11 protein-coding genes are annotated in these 13,784 nt (G+C 60.9%); 8 read left to right on the top strand and 3 right to left on the bottom strand.

What is annotated here, in order from left to right:
* Positions 1-141: 141 nt before the first annotated feature.
* From ACRYA2_RS24730 to ACRYA2_RS24720, 3 genes are all read right to left on the bottom strand, one after another.
* Positions 142-1,077 carry a hypothetical protein gene (locus ACRYA2_RS24730; RefSeq protein WP_433634111.1) on the bottom strand — a complete coding sequence of 312 codons (936 nt, stop codon included), beginning with the start codon at positions 1,075-1,077 and terminating at the stop codon, positions 142-144.
* Positions 1,077-1,313 carry a hypothetical protein gene (locus ACRYA2_RS24725; protein ID WP_433634109.1) on the bottom strand — a complete coding sequence of 79 codons (237 nt, stop codon included), beginning with the start codon at positions 1,311-1,313 and terminating at the stop codon, positions 1,077-1,079. The genes ACRYA2_RS24730 and ACRYA2_RS24725 overlap by 1 nt, the downstream gene beginning before the upstream one ends.
* Before the next feature lie 585 nt (positions 1,314-1,898).
* Positions 1,899-3,809: a bacterio-opsin activator domain-containing protein gene (locus ACRYA2_RS24720; protein ID WP_433634107.1), complete on the bottom strand. Its 1,911-nt coding sequence runs from the start codon at positions 3,807-3,809 to the stop codon at positions 1,899-1,901.
* Between the two features lie 405 nt (positions 3,810-4,214).
* Between ACRYA2_RS24720 and ACRYA2_RS24715 the strand changes: the two genes are divergently transcribed.
* The 8 genes from ACRYA2_RS24715 to ACRYA2_RS24680 all read left to right on the top strand — a co-directional run bounded on the left by ACRYA2_RS24715 (position 4,215) and on the right by ACRYA2_RS24680 (position 13,780).
* Positions 4,215-5,237, top strand: a complete 1,023-nt coding sequence (locus ACRYA2_RS24715; protein WP_433634105.1) for a 4Fe-4S dicluster domain-containing protein — start codon at positions 4,215-4,217, stop codon at positions 5,235-5,237.
* A gap of 109 nt (positions 5,238-5,346) precedes the next feature.
* Entirely contained in the window at positions 5,347-6,591 is a 1,245-nt protein-coding gene (gene nrfD, locus ACRYA2_RS24710) for an NrfD/PsrC family molybdoenzyme membrane anchor subunit (RefSeq protein WP_433634103.1), read from the top strand.
* Entirely contained in the window at positions 6,591-9,893 is a 3,303-nt protein-coding gene (locus ACRYA2_RS24705; protein ID WP_433634101.1) for a molybdopterin-dependent oxidoreductase, read from the top strand. Before nrfD ends, ACRYA2_RS24705 begins: the two co-directional genes overlap by 1 nt.
* Positions 9,890-10,603 carry a TorD/DmsD family molecular chaperone gene (locus tag ACRYA2_RS24700; RefSeq protein ID WP_433634099.1) on the top strand — a complete coding sequence of 238 codons (714 nt, stop codon included), beginning with the start codon at positions 9,890-9,892 and terminating at the stop codon, positions 10,601-10,603. Before ACRYA2_RS24705 ends, ACRYA2_RS24700 begins: the two co-directional genes overlap by 4 nt.
* A 62-nt stretch (positions 10,604-10,665) precedes the next feature.
* Complete coding sequence (locus ACRYA2_RS24695) at positions 10,666-11,739, top strand: Mrp/NBP35 family ATP-binding protein (protein ID WP_433634162.1); 1,074 nt, start codon at positions 10,666-10,668, stop codon at positions 11,737-11,739.
* A 127-nt stretch (positions 11,740-11,866) separates the two neighbouring features.
* Positions 11,867-12,361 carry a molybdopterin-dependent oxidoreductase gene (locus tag ACRYA2_RS24690; RefSeq protein WP_433634097.1) on the top strand — a complete coding sequence of 165 codons (495 nt, stop codon included), beginning with the start codon at positions 11,867-11,869 and terminating at the stop codon, positions 12,359-12,361.
* Positions 12,358-13,044: a molybdenum cofactor guanylyltransferase gene (gene mobA / locus ACRYA2_RS24685; protein WP_433634095.1), complete on the top strand. Its 687-nt coding sequence runs from the start codon at positions 12,358-12,360 to the stop codon at positions 13,042-13,044. The genes ACRYA2_RS24690 and mobA overlap by 4 nt, the downstream gene beginning before the upstream one ends.
* Before the next feature lie 142 nt (positions 13,045-13,186).
* Entirely contained in the window at positions 13,187-13,780 is a 594-nt protein-coding gene (locus ACRYA2_RS24680; protein ID WP_433634093.1) for a hypothetical protein, read from the top strand.
* The last annotated feature ends 4 nt before the right edge of the window (positions 13,781-13,784 follow it).

Raw genomic sequence — 13,784 nt, 5'->3', positions numbered from 1 at the left:
AGTCGCGGACGGATGCTGCCGGTGGCACAGGAGGTATCGCGTGCACCGAGCAAGAGAGAGCGGTCGAGTCCACCGACAAGTCCCTCGGAAGAGCGAGCGGACGGCTGCCTCAGGCGAGTAGGACGCGGTCGTCGACTAGAGTCAGACGCCCACGACGGTCTGCCCAGGGTCTGACTTCCGGATGGTAGTGCCAGCGCGCTCGGCATCTGCGGGGATAAAGACGTCGGTGTCGATGACCTTGGTGACGCCTGGGTTGATGAGACCCGCACTGTAGGTGTGGCTGGAGAGAGCGGAGTCGTTTCGATTGTGCAACGAGATGACGACTTCGACTTCCGCTGCCTCGCCCTCGTTGGCGATAGTGAGTTCGACATGGGCGAGTTGGTTCTGAATGGTTCTGATGTCGGATTCGTTGCCTCCCTCGTCGTAGAAGGTGACGTCGTCGAGCGTTACGTGGTTGTTCTTGTCGCCGATATACCGGAAGAGCCGTTGGGAGACATCTTCGTAGATTCTGTCACCCTCGGAACCCTCCTCGAAGAGAGCGCCAATCGAGTTGAGGTCGGCGCGCAGGTCGCTGGCGATGGTCGTCCGGTTGCTCGTGTTGGTCTTCAGGCGGAGGTAATCACTGATGAACGGATCGAACTCGGTCGGAAGGTCACTGTCGTACATATCGGCGTAGGCCCGAAGTTCGGCGTCGAAGTTGATCAACGGCGGAAGGGGCGCAGACGCTTTCCCGATGGGCACCCACGGCTTCGCGTCCGTCTCGCGGCTGTCGGACTCACTGGTAGTGGCCGGGGCATCCCGCTCGAAGTATCCGAGACTATCGAGGAGTAACCCGAAGATGGCGCTGAGGACAGTGACGAACAGCACCCCGGCCGTGAGCAGAGCCGAGACTGGGGCCGGGAGTGTGAACTGGAACAGCGCGATGAACACGACAGTCACTATCCCGACGACGAGGAGGAACGAGCCGAGATTGGGGTTCTCCCCGGTCAGGAACTCGATGCTGTCGAGGAACGTCGACCCGTTTTCTATCTCAACGGTGGATTCCGATTGCGTCTTGATCGATTTCGATCGAACCATCAGTCAGCCATCCCGGTGACGTCGGGTTGTTTCGTGTCGGCAACGCGTTGGAGCACTTGGACGAGATGCGCGACCCAGAGGCCAGCGGTGAACCCGAAGAGAGTACCGACTGTCGTGATTCGGACAGCCTCTTCGAGTGGTGCAAATGCAGCGGCGATACATAACGCTCCAAATATCAGCATCAGACCGTATTGGGCGCGCGTAGCTCGATTCACTCGGCGTATCTCGTCGAACATAATCAAGACGTATAGGCGTCGCAACAGCTTAACTCTACACTATACATACTGTGTTAGACATTTTCTCTGGGCTTCGGACAGACAGAACAAGTCCCCGACGGCCGTCTACAGGCGGAGTAGGGCGAGTGCCTCGGGGTCGTTCGAGAGAGCTTCGCTCTCTCGTGATGACGAGACGCCGTCGGCGTCTCGAACCACGTGCCCCGAGGGTGACGCCCGTCAAAAGGTTTCCCATACCACGTTTCGTATCGTGGTTCACCGACCGTGACGCGGGTTAACGACCGTACTCCGAAGCGGTCGTTCGGAGGGTTGGAAACGCGACTCCTCTCAAAATCCGCGCCCGTAGCGTGGTGAGACGGGAGTTGTCGGGTCGTGGTGGAGCGACCGACCCTCACGGACACCGGTGAGGTGTTCGGGTGTCAATTTCAGCCGACCTCGCAAGAGGGAGGCCGAGGGGAAGTACATTCGCCTGCGTCCGTCCATTTCTGGGCGACACGGACAAAACGGTGAAGCCTCGGGGCGTGTCCCCGAGGTACTTCACAGTGGTGCGAGCGGAAGCCCACGGCTTCAGCCGTGGGTAGCTGACAACTACAGGTCAGCCGTGGACTCGACTTCCGAGACGCTCACTGGTTCGTAGTCGAACATCGCTTCGAACAACTTTCGCTCCCCAGCGCGAAGGTGTTGGAGGAACGTCGACTGAGAGATGTCCATCAGGTCCGCGACCTCTTCACCATTCGTCTCGCGAGGCCATCCGAAGTATCCCGACAGATGGGCGGTGCGGAGCGCTTCGAGCTGTCGGTCGGTAAGCCTCTCTTCGACATCTGCCCGGAACTCCCCGCGCGTCTCGGTCGCTCGCTCGCGTTCGCGTTGTGCCACGAGGTCGGCGTTCGAGTGACGGTTGCGCACTGCCTCGACGACAGTCCGGACATCGGCGACCTGCGGGAGTTCAGCAGTCACTTCTCCCCCTTCCTTATCTGCCGACACCGATCGGATCACGCACCCTTGGTCCGCGAAGGTGGTGACGACCGATGCGTTGGAGATGACGAACCGAAATACCGTAGCGTCGTCGCGTTCGGAAATGACCTGTGCTGCCGCGATATCAGCCGACTCGCTCACGTAGTCGGAGATTGCGTCGGCGTCGGCTCCCTGAACGGTAAAGTACTCGACCGAGTCCCCGTTGCTCCCGACTGAGAGGCGTTCGAGTTGCAATTTACAGTCAAGTGCGGCCGCGAGCTTGAAAAGCGGACCGTCGTCATCAGCCATCCTAAATGTGATCGCAGTAACTTTGTCCGTGACGAGCGAACGCTTGCTCTCGACGGCATTGATCGCGTAGGCGATGGTTTTTCCGAGTTCATCTAACACCGAGTGGTCTATGGTATCGAGCGCCTCAAGGTCGGCAGCGTGGACTACGAGCGCTCCATAGCAGACGTCCCGGTAGGTTAGCGGTATCGCTAGCGTGGCTTCAGAGTCGTCCGGTGCGATGCAGTCGCCGTCTGCAGGCGTGCGAGTAACTGCGGTCACGCCCTGTGAGAGTGCGCGGTCGACTGGTGTCTTGTCCCCGTCGATTACCGCCTCGACGACTCCTTCGAGAACGTCATCGTCGATTCCGGCGTGGGTCCGAGCGCGAATTGCGCTATTGACCATGTTGCGGGTCGCTATCCATGCAGCGTCATAGAGGTCAGTCGCGGCGAACTGCTCGCAGGTCGCACGCTCGACCTCCTCGCGGGTGTCGGCCTGCACGAGGCGCTGATTGACCTCCCGTAGGACTTCGTTGGTGTCGTTGAGGTGTTTGAGGCGCTCGTTCTGTTCGCAGATGTGGAGTTCTCGCTCTTTGCGCTCAGTAATGTCGGTGTCCACCGCAACGTAGCGGTCCACCGCGCCAGTGTCATCGTTGATTGGCGCAATGGTCATATCTACCCACCGGAGCTCGCCGTTCCGGTGTTCGTTGATGATTTCGCCGTCCCATACCTCGCCGTTAGTGATTGTCGTCCAGAGATCGTCGTAGAATGACTCGTCGTGTTCGCCGGACTTCCAGAGGCTTGGATTCTCACCAATCACCTCACCGGGGTCGTAGCCTGTGACTGACTCGATAGCGGGGTTGGCGTACTCGATGGTACCGTCGGTATCAGTTAGAAAGATAGCGTGACCTGCGTGCTCGACTGCCTTCCGGAAACTATGAAGCTCCTTGTTAACCTCGCGGAGCTGTGTCTTAATGCGGGTTTCTTCCTCGACGTATGCCGAGAGGTAATGAACCGTCGCCACCGCGAGGAGGCTGACGATGAGGCCTGGAAGTTCTTCGAGACCGGTTGTGGTTGTTTGCGCGGTCCACACTTGCCGGGAAGCCATCAGCGCGAGCATGACGGTGAGGAAGCCGAATCGCCGGTCGCCACTCCGATAGAGGATCGTGAGCGAGTAGGCGGCGCCGGCGAGTCGGAGCGCGACGGAGACGACCAGGACGAGACTCACGTCCATCATGGACAGCATCAGACTCACAGCCATCTCCGTAACCTCCAGAACGTCGTTCGCCGGTGCACTCCCGGCGACTGAGGTGGGCGTTCCGGCGCGCGAAATAGGTATCTCGTCGCGTGAACGCGTTCGGTCATAGCTCTCAATGGTTTGTCTACCCCCTAAAACTGAGAAGTCCATTTTCACGTCGCTGGAATCGCGGCTTCCTGGGCTTGTGCCGCCCTAATTGGCTCGAATTGGATTATCAGTGCGGACCTCGACCAGGGCGGTCAGCTGAGCCGACCCAAACAGTATGTGTATTTCCAGAGGGGGTGTTTCGGCGGGAGCGAGCGTACCCAACAGTATTGGTAGTACGCTCAGCTAACTGGGGTCTCTCTGTTCACATGTGATGATTCAGAATCAGCGGCGGCGCGGACGGCCGACCGGGTGGTGGTCGATATGAGTAGCGCCGACGACTCTGAGGCAGCGAGTATGCCCTCGGTGCCGGACGTCGCCACCCTCAACGGGATGGTAGACGCCGAGATGTCGGATGCGCGCGAAGAGCTCTCGAAGACGGAGTACAGAACTGACCTCGGTCTCGCTATGGCTGAGGATGCAAAGCGCGTCGCTCGCGGCGAACTCTCGGGCGACGACTATTGGAAGAAGTACGACGAGGCTGCAAACGTCGAGTTCGGCGACGACTATCGAGAGACGCCGAACCCGGCTATCGACGCCGATGGCCAGACCATCTCACGCGAGACGGCCGAGAAGCTCGGCTGTTCCGTCGGGTCGATGGAGTCAGTCGCCGAGTCAATGGCAAGTGACGGAAGTAAGGAAGCCGAGTCGGGCGACGAGAAGTGGGGCATGGTCATCGACCTCCAGAAATGCGTGGGATGTGATTCGTGTACGGTTGCGTGCAAGGCCGAGAACCGGACGCCGCCGGGCGTCTCGTACAACGTTGTAATGGAAGAGGAACACGGGGAATTCCCGAATGTTACGCGGACGAATGTCCCCCGGCCCTGCATGCAGTGCGACAATCCGCCCTGTGTACAGGTGTGTCCCGTCTCGGCGACGTACAAAATGGACAACGGCGTCGTCAACGTGGACTACGACCGATGTATCGGCTGTCGATACTGCATGATAGCCTGTCCGTACGGGGCGCGGTACTTCGACTTCGGCGACAACTACGATGATGAGGTGATGGGGAGCGGTGAGGTGACAAGTCCAGAGTACGGTGTAGACCGCGGCTCCCGCGAGGATGGCAAATCTCCGGTCGGCAACGTCCGGAAGTGTAGCATGTGCATGCACCGGTTGAATCGCGGCGAGGAACCAGCCTGCGTCGAGACGTGCGTGGGCGACGCCCGGAACGCGGGCGACTTGGACGACCCCGAGAGCGATGTCTCGGAGATGGCCGACTCAAACCGGTCGTTCCAACTCAAAGAGTCGGAAGGCACCGATCCGAACGTCTACTACCTGAAATAGGACCATGGCAATCAACGCACCTAATTACAAACCTGGGTTCCGAAGCGGACGGTTCCGCGTCGTGTGGTACGCCATGTTAGCCGTCCTGCTCGCGGTCGGTGGATGGGCTATGTGGCGTCGCATCAGTGTCGGGATGGCGTCCACGAATCTCACGAGCGTCTCACCATGGGGTGCGTGGGTCGCATTCTACATCTATTTCGTGGGCCTCTCGGCGGGAGCGTTCCTCGTCAGTACACTGGCGAACGTCTTTGAGGTTGAGGGCCTTGAAAAAATAGACCGCGACGCGCTATTCGCTGCCATCGTCAGCATGGTCGTCGCGCTCTTGTTCGTCTGGACTGACCTCGGCCGGATGGACCGGATGTACCATCCGTTCCTATTTCGACAGGCGACCTCGCCTCTCTCGTGGGAAGTCCACGCCTACGTGGCCTACATCGGAATCCTGGTGACTGAACTGTACTTTTCGATGCGTATCGATCTCGCTAAAGTCGCCGAGCGCGCCGAGGGGTGGCGGGCAAAACTCTGCGGTCTGCTTACGCTCGGTCGGCGTGAAACCTCCGAGAAGTCCAACGAGACCGACGAACGATGGCTCAAGCGCGCCGGCCTCGTCGGCATCCCACTCGCTATCTTCATGGTTCACGGAGGGACCGGCGTGCTGTTTGCGGTGTCAAAGGCCCGTCCTTACTGGAATAGCGGCCTGTTCCCGGTCATCTTCGTCATCTCGGCAGTAGTATCTGGGACTGCGATGGTCTCAGCACTGTACGTCCTCCGGGCAAAAATGCTGACGGGCGAACCCTTGGACCGGAGTCTAATGGACCGCCTCGGAAAACTCCTTGTGGGGTTCATCCTCGCTGACGCCGCGTTCACGGCCATCGATGCTCTCATCGCTCTCAACAGCCTCCACCCCCACGAGGTCGAGACGTGGCTTATCGTGCTGTTCGGCGAGATGTCGTGGTCATTCTGGTGGTTCATGGTCGGTCTCGGATGGGTCCTCCCCCTCCTCCTGCTGAGCAAACGGTCGTGGCGACGGTCGCCGATTCCGCTGACCGCGGCGGGTCTAAGCGTCGTGGTCGGCATTGTCGCAGTTCGGTTCAACATCGTGGTCCCACCACAGATTCTTCCGGTGATGGAAGGTCTTCCCCACGGATCGTACTTCCCAACCACCATTGAGTGGCTCACCTCAGCCGGGATGATAGCAGTCGGTCTCCTCCTGTACTCACTTGGTGCAGAGGTTCTTCCACTCAGACCGCTCGACGCTGCGGAACTAGCCGAAACGACCGAGACGAACAAACAGACCCAGATCGCCAACCGATCCGCCACGGATGGCAGCATTCCCAACGACGGAGGTGACGACTAATGAGTTCCCCCAACGAATCCAGTTCAAAATCTGACTCACAAACAGCGGGCGATGATGACGTATCGTTCACCAGACGCGACTTCGTGAAGGTCGCGGGCGGGATCGGCGCAGTCGCGGCCGGTAGCACTGCGAGCGTGAATCTCGACCCGACCGATCTCTGGTCCGACGACCGAGAACACTACGTCGGCAGCGACTTCGGCGACTACGGGGCCGACGACGTAATTCACACCACTTGCGGACAGTGCAACACATTCTGTCCGATCAAGGTTCGACTGTCCGACGACAGCGGAACCGGCCAGTACAGTTCGTTAGTCCGAAAACTAGCCGGCAACCCCTACTCGTTCCTAAACACGCAACCGTTTTCGCAAGTACCCTACGATAGTGACCCCGAGAAGGCCGCCACAGGTGATTTGGAAGGCACCGGCGACGTAGACTCCGACCGGTGGTCGCTGTCAGGAGCACGGATGTGCCTGAAGGGACAGGCAGGTATTCAGACCGCCTTCGATACCTACCGGGTCCGCAAGCCGATGAAGCGGGTCGGCCCGCGAGGCTCCGACGAGTGGAAAACCATCTCGTGGGAGCAGGCTGTGGAAGAAATCGTCGAAGGTGACGACGAACTCGGACACCCCGGGCTCCGTGAGATGTGGGGGTATGCGCCCGAGGAGAAAGTCATGTCTGACTGGGAGGCCGTCCAGAACGGCGAGCTGACCAAGCAGCAGTTCGACCAGAAGTGGGACGACACGCTCATCGACACTGACCATCCCGACCTCGGGCCGAAAGCCAACCAAATTGTGGACGTGGGCGGATTCCGTCGGAACTTCATTCGTGCTCGCCTTTGGAGCCAGGGGCTCGGGTCGCTCAACAGCGTCCACCATGCGGGGACCTGCGGATTCTCGAGTGTGATGGGTAACGTTCGGTCGTTCGGCTCGAAAAAGAAGCGTCAGTACGCAGATATCGAGAACTGCGAGTACTTGCTGGTCTGGGGCACTAACCCGTTGGTCGCCAACAAGGGTCCGACGTGGCTTGCACCCAAGCTGACCAACGCGATGCAGGACGGGATGCGGATGGACGTAGTGGACCCTCGGCTCTCGAAGACCGCTGAGAAGGCCGAGAAGTGGGTGCCGGTCGAACCCGGTGCTGACGCCGCCCTTGCGATGGGGCTCGCACGGTGGATTATCGACCACGACCGACACGATGTGGACTACCTCCAGAACCCCTCGCAGTCGGCCGCCGAGGCTGACGGCGAACCGACGTGGAGCGACGCAACCCACCTCGTCCAGATGGACGATGAAACCCAACCAAAGGCTCGTGCAGCCGACCTCGGTCTTGTCGCCGGAGACGCAGACAACGCCGACGATTTCGTCGTGGTGGACGCCGATACGGCCGAACTCGCGCCTGCGAGCGATGCCGACACTGGTGTCCTCAGCGTGGACCTCACCGTGGACGGCAAGCGCGTTGTGAGTGCGTGGCAACTCTACCGTGAGCGGATCTTCGAGCATACAGTCGCCGAGTACGCCGACATGGCAGGCGTTGACCCCTCCACCATCGAAGAGGTGGCCGACGAGTTCACGAGCCACGGCAAGCAGGCGGCGATTATGTCGTACCGCGGCCCGGCCAAGCACGCCAACGGCTTCCAGAACCAGCGTGCTATCGCCACTCTCCAGCACCTCATCGGTAACTACGACTGGAAGGGCGGCCAGATAACTCCCCATGCCGGGTTCGCCACGATGTCCGGCCGATACGAACTCGGTACGGTGCCGGACGGCAACACTCCATGGGGCGTTCCGCTGCTCCGTGGCGGCGTGAACTACGAAGACACGTCACTGTTTGAGCGCGACAATGGCTATCCTGCAAAGCGGCCGTGGTTCCCGGTCGCGCCCCCATATGCTGCCCAAGAAGTGTACGGGAGCGCGAAGGATGAGTATCCATACTCTGTCAAGGCGCTGTTCCTCCGGCCCTACTCGGAGAACCACGTGATGTCAGTGGCCGGCGGCGACAGAATTCCCGACGTGCTAAAAAATCCCGAGAAAATTCCGCTGTTCGTCGCCAGCGACACTGTCATTGGTGACACCAGCAAATACGCCGACTACATCCTACCAGAGCCGACCTACCTCGAACGCTGGGAGAACTTCAGCACATACCCGAACAAGCGACTCGCCGACGAGAAAATCAGCCAACCCACCGTGAAGGTAGTGCCGGACGCCCGGCCGTTCGAAGAGGTCCTCATCGAGATGTGGAAGAAGATGGACCTGCCAGGCGTCGGCGGAAACGCCATCCCGGACGCCGACGGGAACCGCTGGTCACTCGACACAGCCGAGGACTTTTATCTCAAACTCGTCGCCAACATCGCTTACGACCGCGAACCGGTCGCCGATGCCAGCGACGCCGAACTCGACACCTTCAGGAAATCCCACAAGAAGGGGCTCGGAAAGCACTTCGACCTCGAAGAGTGGCGCAGCGCAGTGAAACCCGAGGAGTGGCGGAAAATCGTCACGGTTCTCAATCGCGGCGGCCGGTTCGAGGAACCGGTCGAGAACTACGACGAGGCGTTCGCCGAACATGGACATGACTACGACTATGCCGGGCGCTACGACGAACGGTCGAATGCCTACGACGGCGACCACATGCGATACAAGCTCAGCGCACGCGCCGACTTCTACAGCGAAGTAGTTTCGACAGGCAAACACTCCTATACCGGTGAACGGTTCGACCCCTTGCCGAAGGTCGAGGACGTGCGTCACTACGACGGCTCCGTACAGGCGGGCGTCATCTCCGATGCCGAACCCGACCGACCGCTCAGACTTATTAACTGGAAACCCCGGACGCAGGGAGCGACCCGCACCCAGAATAGTCCGTGGCTCCGGGAGACACGCCCGGAGAATCCGCTATGGATGAATCCCGAAGACGCCGCGAAACGCGGCATCGAAAACGGCGACCGTATCGAAATCGACGCCGGCCGTCGCTCGGTCGAGGGTATCGCTATGGTGACGAACGGCATCCGGCCGGGCGTCGTCGGCACGATGTGGGGCTGGGGCCGTGAGGGCGATGGCGCGGTCCCGCAGACTGTCGACGGCGAGACGCGGAATACGGTCGAGGGCGACGGCCATACGCCCTACGAGTTCGACGAACCGATGCGCGAAGAAGCCGCCTACGCCAAAGGGCGGGATGCCGGATTCGCCGTTAATCACCTCCAGCCGCTCGATGCCGAACTTGGCGACGTGGGACTGAGCGACCTCATCGGCGGAAGCAACGCTCAGTACGATGCCTTCGTAGATGTGACCAAGCGAGGTGACGGTGCGTGAACACCGCAACCGACGCGGACGGAGACCTCTCGGAGACCGATCCGGAGCTCCTCCGAGCGCGCGCGAGAATCTACGACCTACTAGCGGCTTGCCTCGACGGCGACGTGGAAACACTCGTTACAGCAGCCGAGAATGGCGACTTCGACCGTCTTTCATCGTCGTTACCGGTCGAACTCGACTCCGAACCCCTCGCCAACTACGACCGAGAAACGCTGTCGGTCGGCTACGACAACCTCTTCGTAGTTCCTGGCCCCCACTACGTGCCGCCGTTCGCTTCCGCATACAGAACCGATCCCGCTATCGATTACGAACCAGACTCGGCCTATCACGCCGCCGACGACGGCGAACTCTTCGGCGAACCCGCCGCGGAGCTGTCACGGCTGTACGCCACGGCAGGGTTCGAACCAACGCGTGGCGATGGTATTACAGATCACGTCGCAGCCACCTTTGAATTCCTCGGAGCACTGGCCGCGGCCGAGGCCGACCGCCGAGCGGTCGGTGACGCTGACGAGGTCGATGTACTGCGAGCCCTCCAGCGTCGCACCCTCAACCAACTCGGCTGGCTCGACCAGTTCCACAAGCGCGTCCGCGAGACCGACAGCGTCGAAGGCGCGTTCGCACGCCTCGTGGGTGTTGCCCGAACCTTCGCAGCGTGGGATGCACAGACAGCCGTAGACCCAAACGAAGACGACAGACCGGAGATAGCGTGACTGCCCACCGCGGGTGCGAACCAACTACCAACCCCCTTCGATTCCAAACCATGACTGAACCCATCGAAACCGCTGACCGCCTGCGCGAACAGCTCCGTAGCATCGAAGATCCCGACCTCGGCGACGACATCGTCTCAACTGGTCTGATCCGAGAGATCTCCGTCACCGACGACACCGCCTATATCGACTTAGCGCTCGGCGCGGTTCACGCACCGACCGAGCAGCGACTCGCCGACAAGGTACGGAGCGTCGTCCGCGAGGTCGGGCTCGCTCCCGATCTCTCGGCGACGCCCGAACACGCCCCTGGTGCCGAGGAAGTCCTGCCAGGTGTAGATGCGGTTATTGCCGTCGCGTCCGGCAAAGGTGGCGTCGGCAAATCGACCGTCGCGTCAAATCTCGCAGTCGGACTCGCCGACCGCGGGGCCGACGTAGGTCTGTTCGACGCTGACGTATACGGCCCGAACGCGCCCCGAATGCTCGGGGTCGAGGCATCACCTGCAGTTGAAGAAGTTGACAACGAGACCCGTCTCGTCCCGCCAGCAAACCACGGGGTCAAAGTAGCGAGCGTCGGATCGCTCGTGGGCGACAACGACCCCGTTATTTGGCGAGGACCGATGGCCCACAGCGCGCTGACCGACCTATTCGACGACGTGGCGTGGACTGGGCTTGACTATCTGATCGTTGATCTGCCGCCGGGAACCGGCGACGTACAGCTGTCAGTGCTCCAGACGCTCCCCGTGACAGGAGCACTGATCGTGACGACGCCGCAGGCCGTGGCGACCGATGATACCCGCCGAAGCATGCAAGCGTTCGGCGAGTTCGATACACCGGTACTGGGCGTCGTCGAAAACATGCATACCTTCACGTGCCCCGACTGTGGGAGCGCCCACGACGTATTTGGAGTCGGAGGCGGCGAGCAGCTTGCCAACGACACGGAACTACCCTATCTTGGGATGCTTCCGCTCGACCCACAGGTCCGAGAAGCCGGAGATGACGGGACCCCTGTCGTCCTGAACGAGGGCGATACCGCTGCAGCGTTCCAGGACCTCACAGGGCGCGTCGCCGACAAGATCGGCCTGCTCCGTCGCCACCGCCGGATGAAGAACGTTGCCGGACCAGCGGGAGTATCGCTGTGACCGCCGGATTGGCGATCGAACGAGTCGTTGCTGCCACCGGGGCGTCCCTACAGGAAGCGGACGTCGAGCGACGGACACCGAACGACGGGGTACTTACGGCTACCCATCCGCGACCGAACCGACGATCATGACCCGCGACACAATCGGCCGACGGACGAACCCCGCGACCGACACTGACGATATCGATATTGTCGTCCTCGGTAGCGAGCACTTGTCGTTGACCCGCGCTGACCTCGACGCGCTTTCGAACGTCACTCGCGAGTGTACTGTCACTTGCGCGTCCGGCGAACGAACGACCGCAACATGGACCGGCGTCCCGATTCCCGATCTGCTCGCATGCGTCACCGACCCAGCAGCGACGACGCATCTGCGACTACTGAGCGACGACGGCTATTGCGCCTGCGTCGGCATCGTGTCTGCGGTCGATGCGCTCGTTGCTGTCGTCCGCGACGGCGAGGAACTCGCTACTGTCGAACGTTACGGCACTCGAGTCGTCGGCCCTGACATCGACGGCGAACGGTCAGTGAAGGGTGTGGCACGAATCGAAACCGTCGCGCTGGGAGCAGACCAAGTTCCGGACGAATTGGAGACGCTTTCGCTCGACGATCCGCGGTACGGATGACTGCGAACCAACCCATCACTGCTGTTGTCCTCGCCGGCGGTCGGAGCCAACGCTTCGGCGACGCCCCGAAAGCAACGGCGACGCTCGATGGCCGACCGCTCGTTGACCGGGTGGTCACCCGAGTTCGAACTACGACTGAACGCCAACCGGTCGTCGCCGCCGGCCCGGCCGACAAGCGCACTGTTATCGACAATGCGCTCTCACACGACGTCCGCTACACCGCCGATGCAGACTGGTGCGATGGACCTCTCGCCGGGATATGTGGCGCACTCGACTCTATCTCCACGGCTGCTGTCTTCCTCTGTGGTTGTGACATGCCGTTGGTGTCACCACGCGCCGTCTCGTGGCTGGCAGACCACCACGCCACCGCTGCGACCGACGCGACGGTCCCGATGGACGCCACTGGTGAATCGCAACTGCTGCATGGCGTCTACCGAACGGCGGCACTCGTCGAGTACTGCGACCGCCGCCCCGATACACATCGCTTGCGTTCGATTGTCACAGAACTGTCAAGCACTGCCGTTCGGCCGACGGCAACTCCAGACGACGTCGACCTGACACGGTCGATGACGAATGTCAACACCCGCCGAGAACTCGCAGCCATCGAACATCCTGAATTCACGAACGACGTCGGACTCGAACTCCAGCCACCGGCTCCAGCCCGCGAACAGTCCACTGATTGAGGCCTTCTACCCTCGCTGCTGCTTTCGGTAGTCCATTAGAACGAGTTGTCCAGTGATTAGCGCCACTATCGCCAGGCATGGACGAGTTCGTCCCACACCGTCACTCCAAGCGTATATGCATATTCGCGGGGTATGCTTGCTTATGAGCCAACTCGACGTAGTCATCGAGGACAACCGCTTCAACTCGATCGTTACCTGGCTGCTCGTCGCAGTGCTCCTGCTTGCTGCCGCGGTCAGCGTCATCAGTGGAGAACCTATCTGGGCCGTCTTCGTGGCCGGCGGTCTCGTGATAATCCTTCTTCCAGCCGGCGTGCGTCGCAATCGATCTGTGATGCCACCCTGGGAGATCGTGGTGTTCACCGCGCTTCCGATTACGAGTCAATTCTTCGCGCTTCCGGATATGCTCGCCGACCTCACGACCTTCCTCGCTATTCTCGCCATCGGAGTGTTAGTCGTCGTCGAACTCCACGTCTTTTCGCCAGTCGAGATGACGCCCCGCTTCGCCGTGGCGTTCGTCATCTTCGTCACGATGGCGACGGCTGGCGTGTGGGCCATCCTCCAGTACGCGTCCGATGTCTATTTCAATACAACGCTCATCCAGAACAAGACGACGCTCATGTGGGATCTGGTCTTCGCGACCGCCATCAGTTTCGTGGCGAGCCCGATTTTCGCGATATACTTCCGATGGATCGAGGCTGTGGACGTTCGCGGACTTACGGCGGGTGAGGGTCTATGAGCCT

The organism is Halomicrococcus pelagicus, from assembly GCF_050954125.1.
Note: the sequence above shows the minus strand (reverse complement) of the source record. Positions and strands in the feature narration are given on the sequence as shown.

Bases quoted from the DNA above. Each gene is read 5' to 3' on its own strand.
- ACRYA2_RS24730 (WP_433634111.1), bottom strand. From the start codon at position 1,077: ATGGTTCGATCGAAATCGATCAAGACGCAATCGGAATCCACCGTTGAG.
- ACRYA2_RS24725 (WP_433634109.1), bottom strand. From the start codon at position 1,313: ATGTTCGACGAGATACGCCGAGTGAATCGAGCTACGCGCGCCCAATAC.
- ACRYA2_RS24720 (WP_433634107.1), bottom strand. From the start codon at position 3,809: ATGGCTGTGAGTCTGATGCTGTCCATGATGGACGTGAGTCTCGTCCTG.
- ACRYA2_RS24715 (WP_433634105.1), top strand. From the start codon at position 4,215: ATGAGTAGCGCCGACGACTCTGAGGCAGCGAGTATGCCCTCGGTGCCG.
- nrfD (WP_433634103.1), top strand. From the start codon at position 5,347: ATGTGGCGTCGCATCAGTGTCGGGATGGCGTCCACGAATCTCACGAGC.
- ACRYA2_RS24705 (WP_433634101.1), top strand. From the start codon at position 6,591: ATGAGTTCCCCCAACGAATCCAGTTCAAAATCTGACTCACAAACAGCG.
- ACRYA2_RS24690 (WP_433634097.1), top strand. From the start codon at position 11,867: ATGACCCGCGACACAATCGGCCGACGGACGAACCCCGCGACCGACACT.
- mobA (WP_433634095.1), top strand. From the start codon at position 12,358: ATGACTGCGAACCAACCCATCACTGCTGTTGTCCTCGCCGGCGGTCGG.
- ACRYA2_RS24680 (WP_433634093.1), top strand. From the start codon at position 13,187: ATGAGCCAACTCGACGTAGTCATCGAGGACAACCGCTTCAACTCGATC.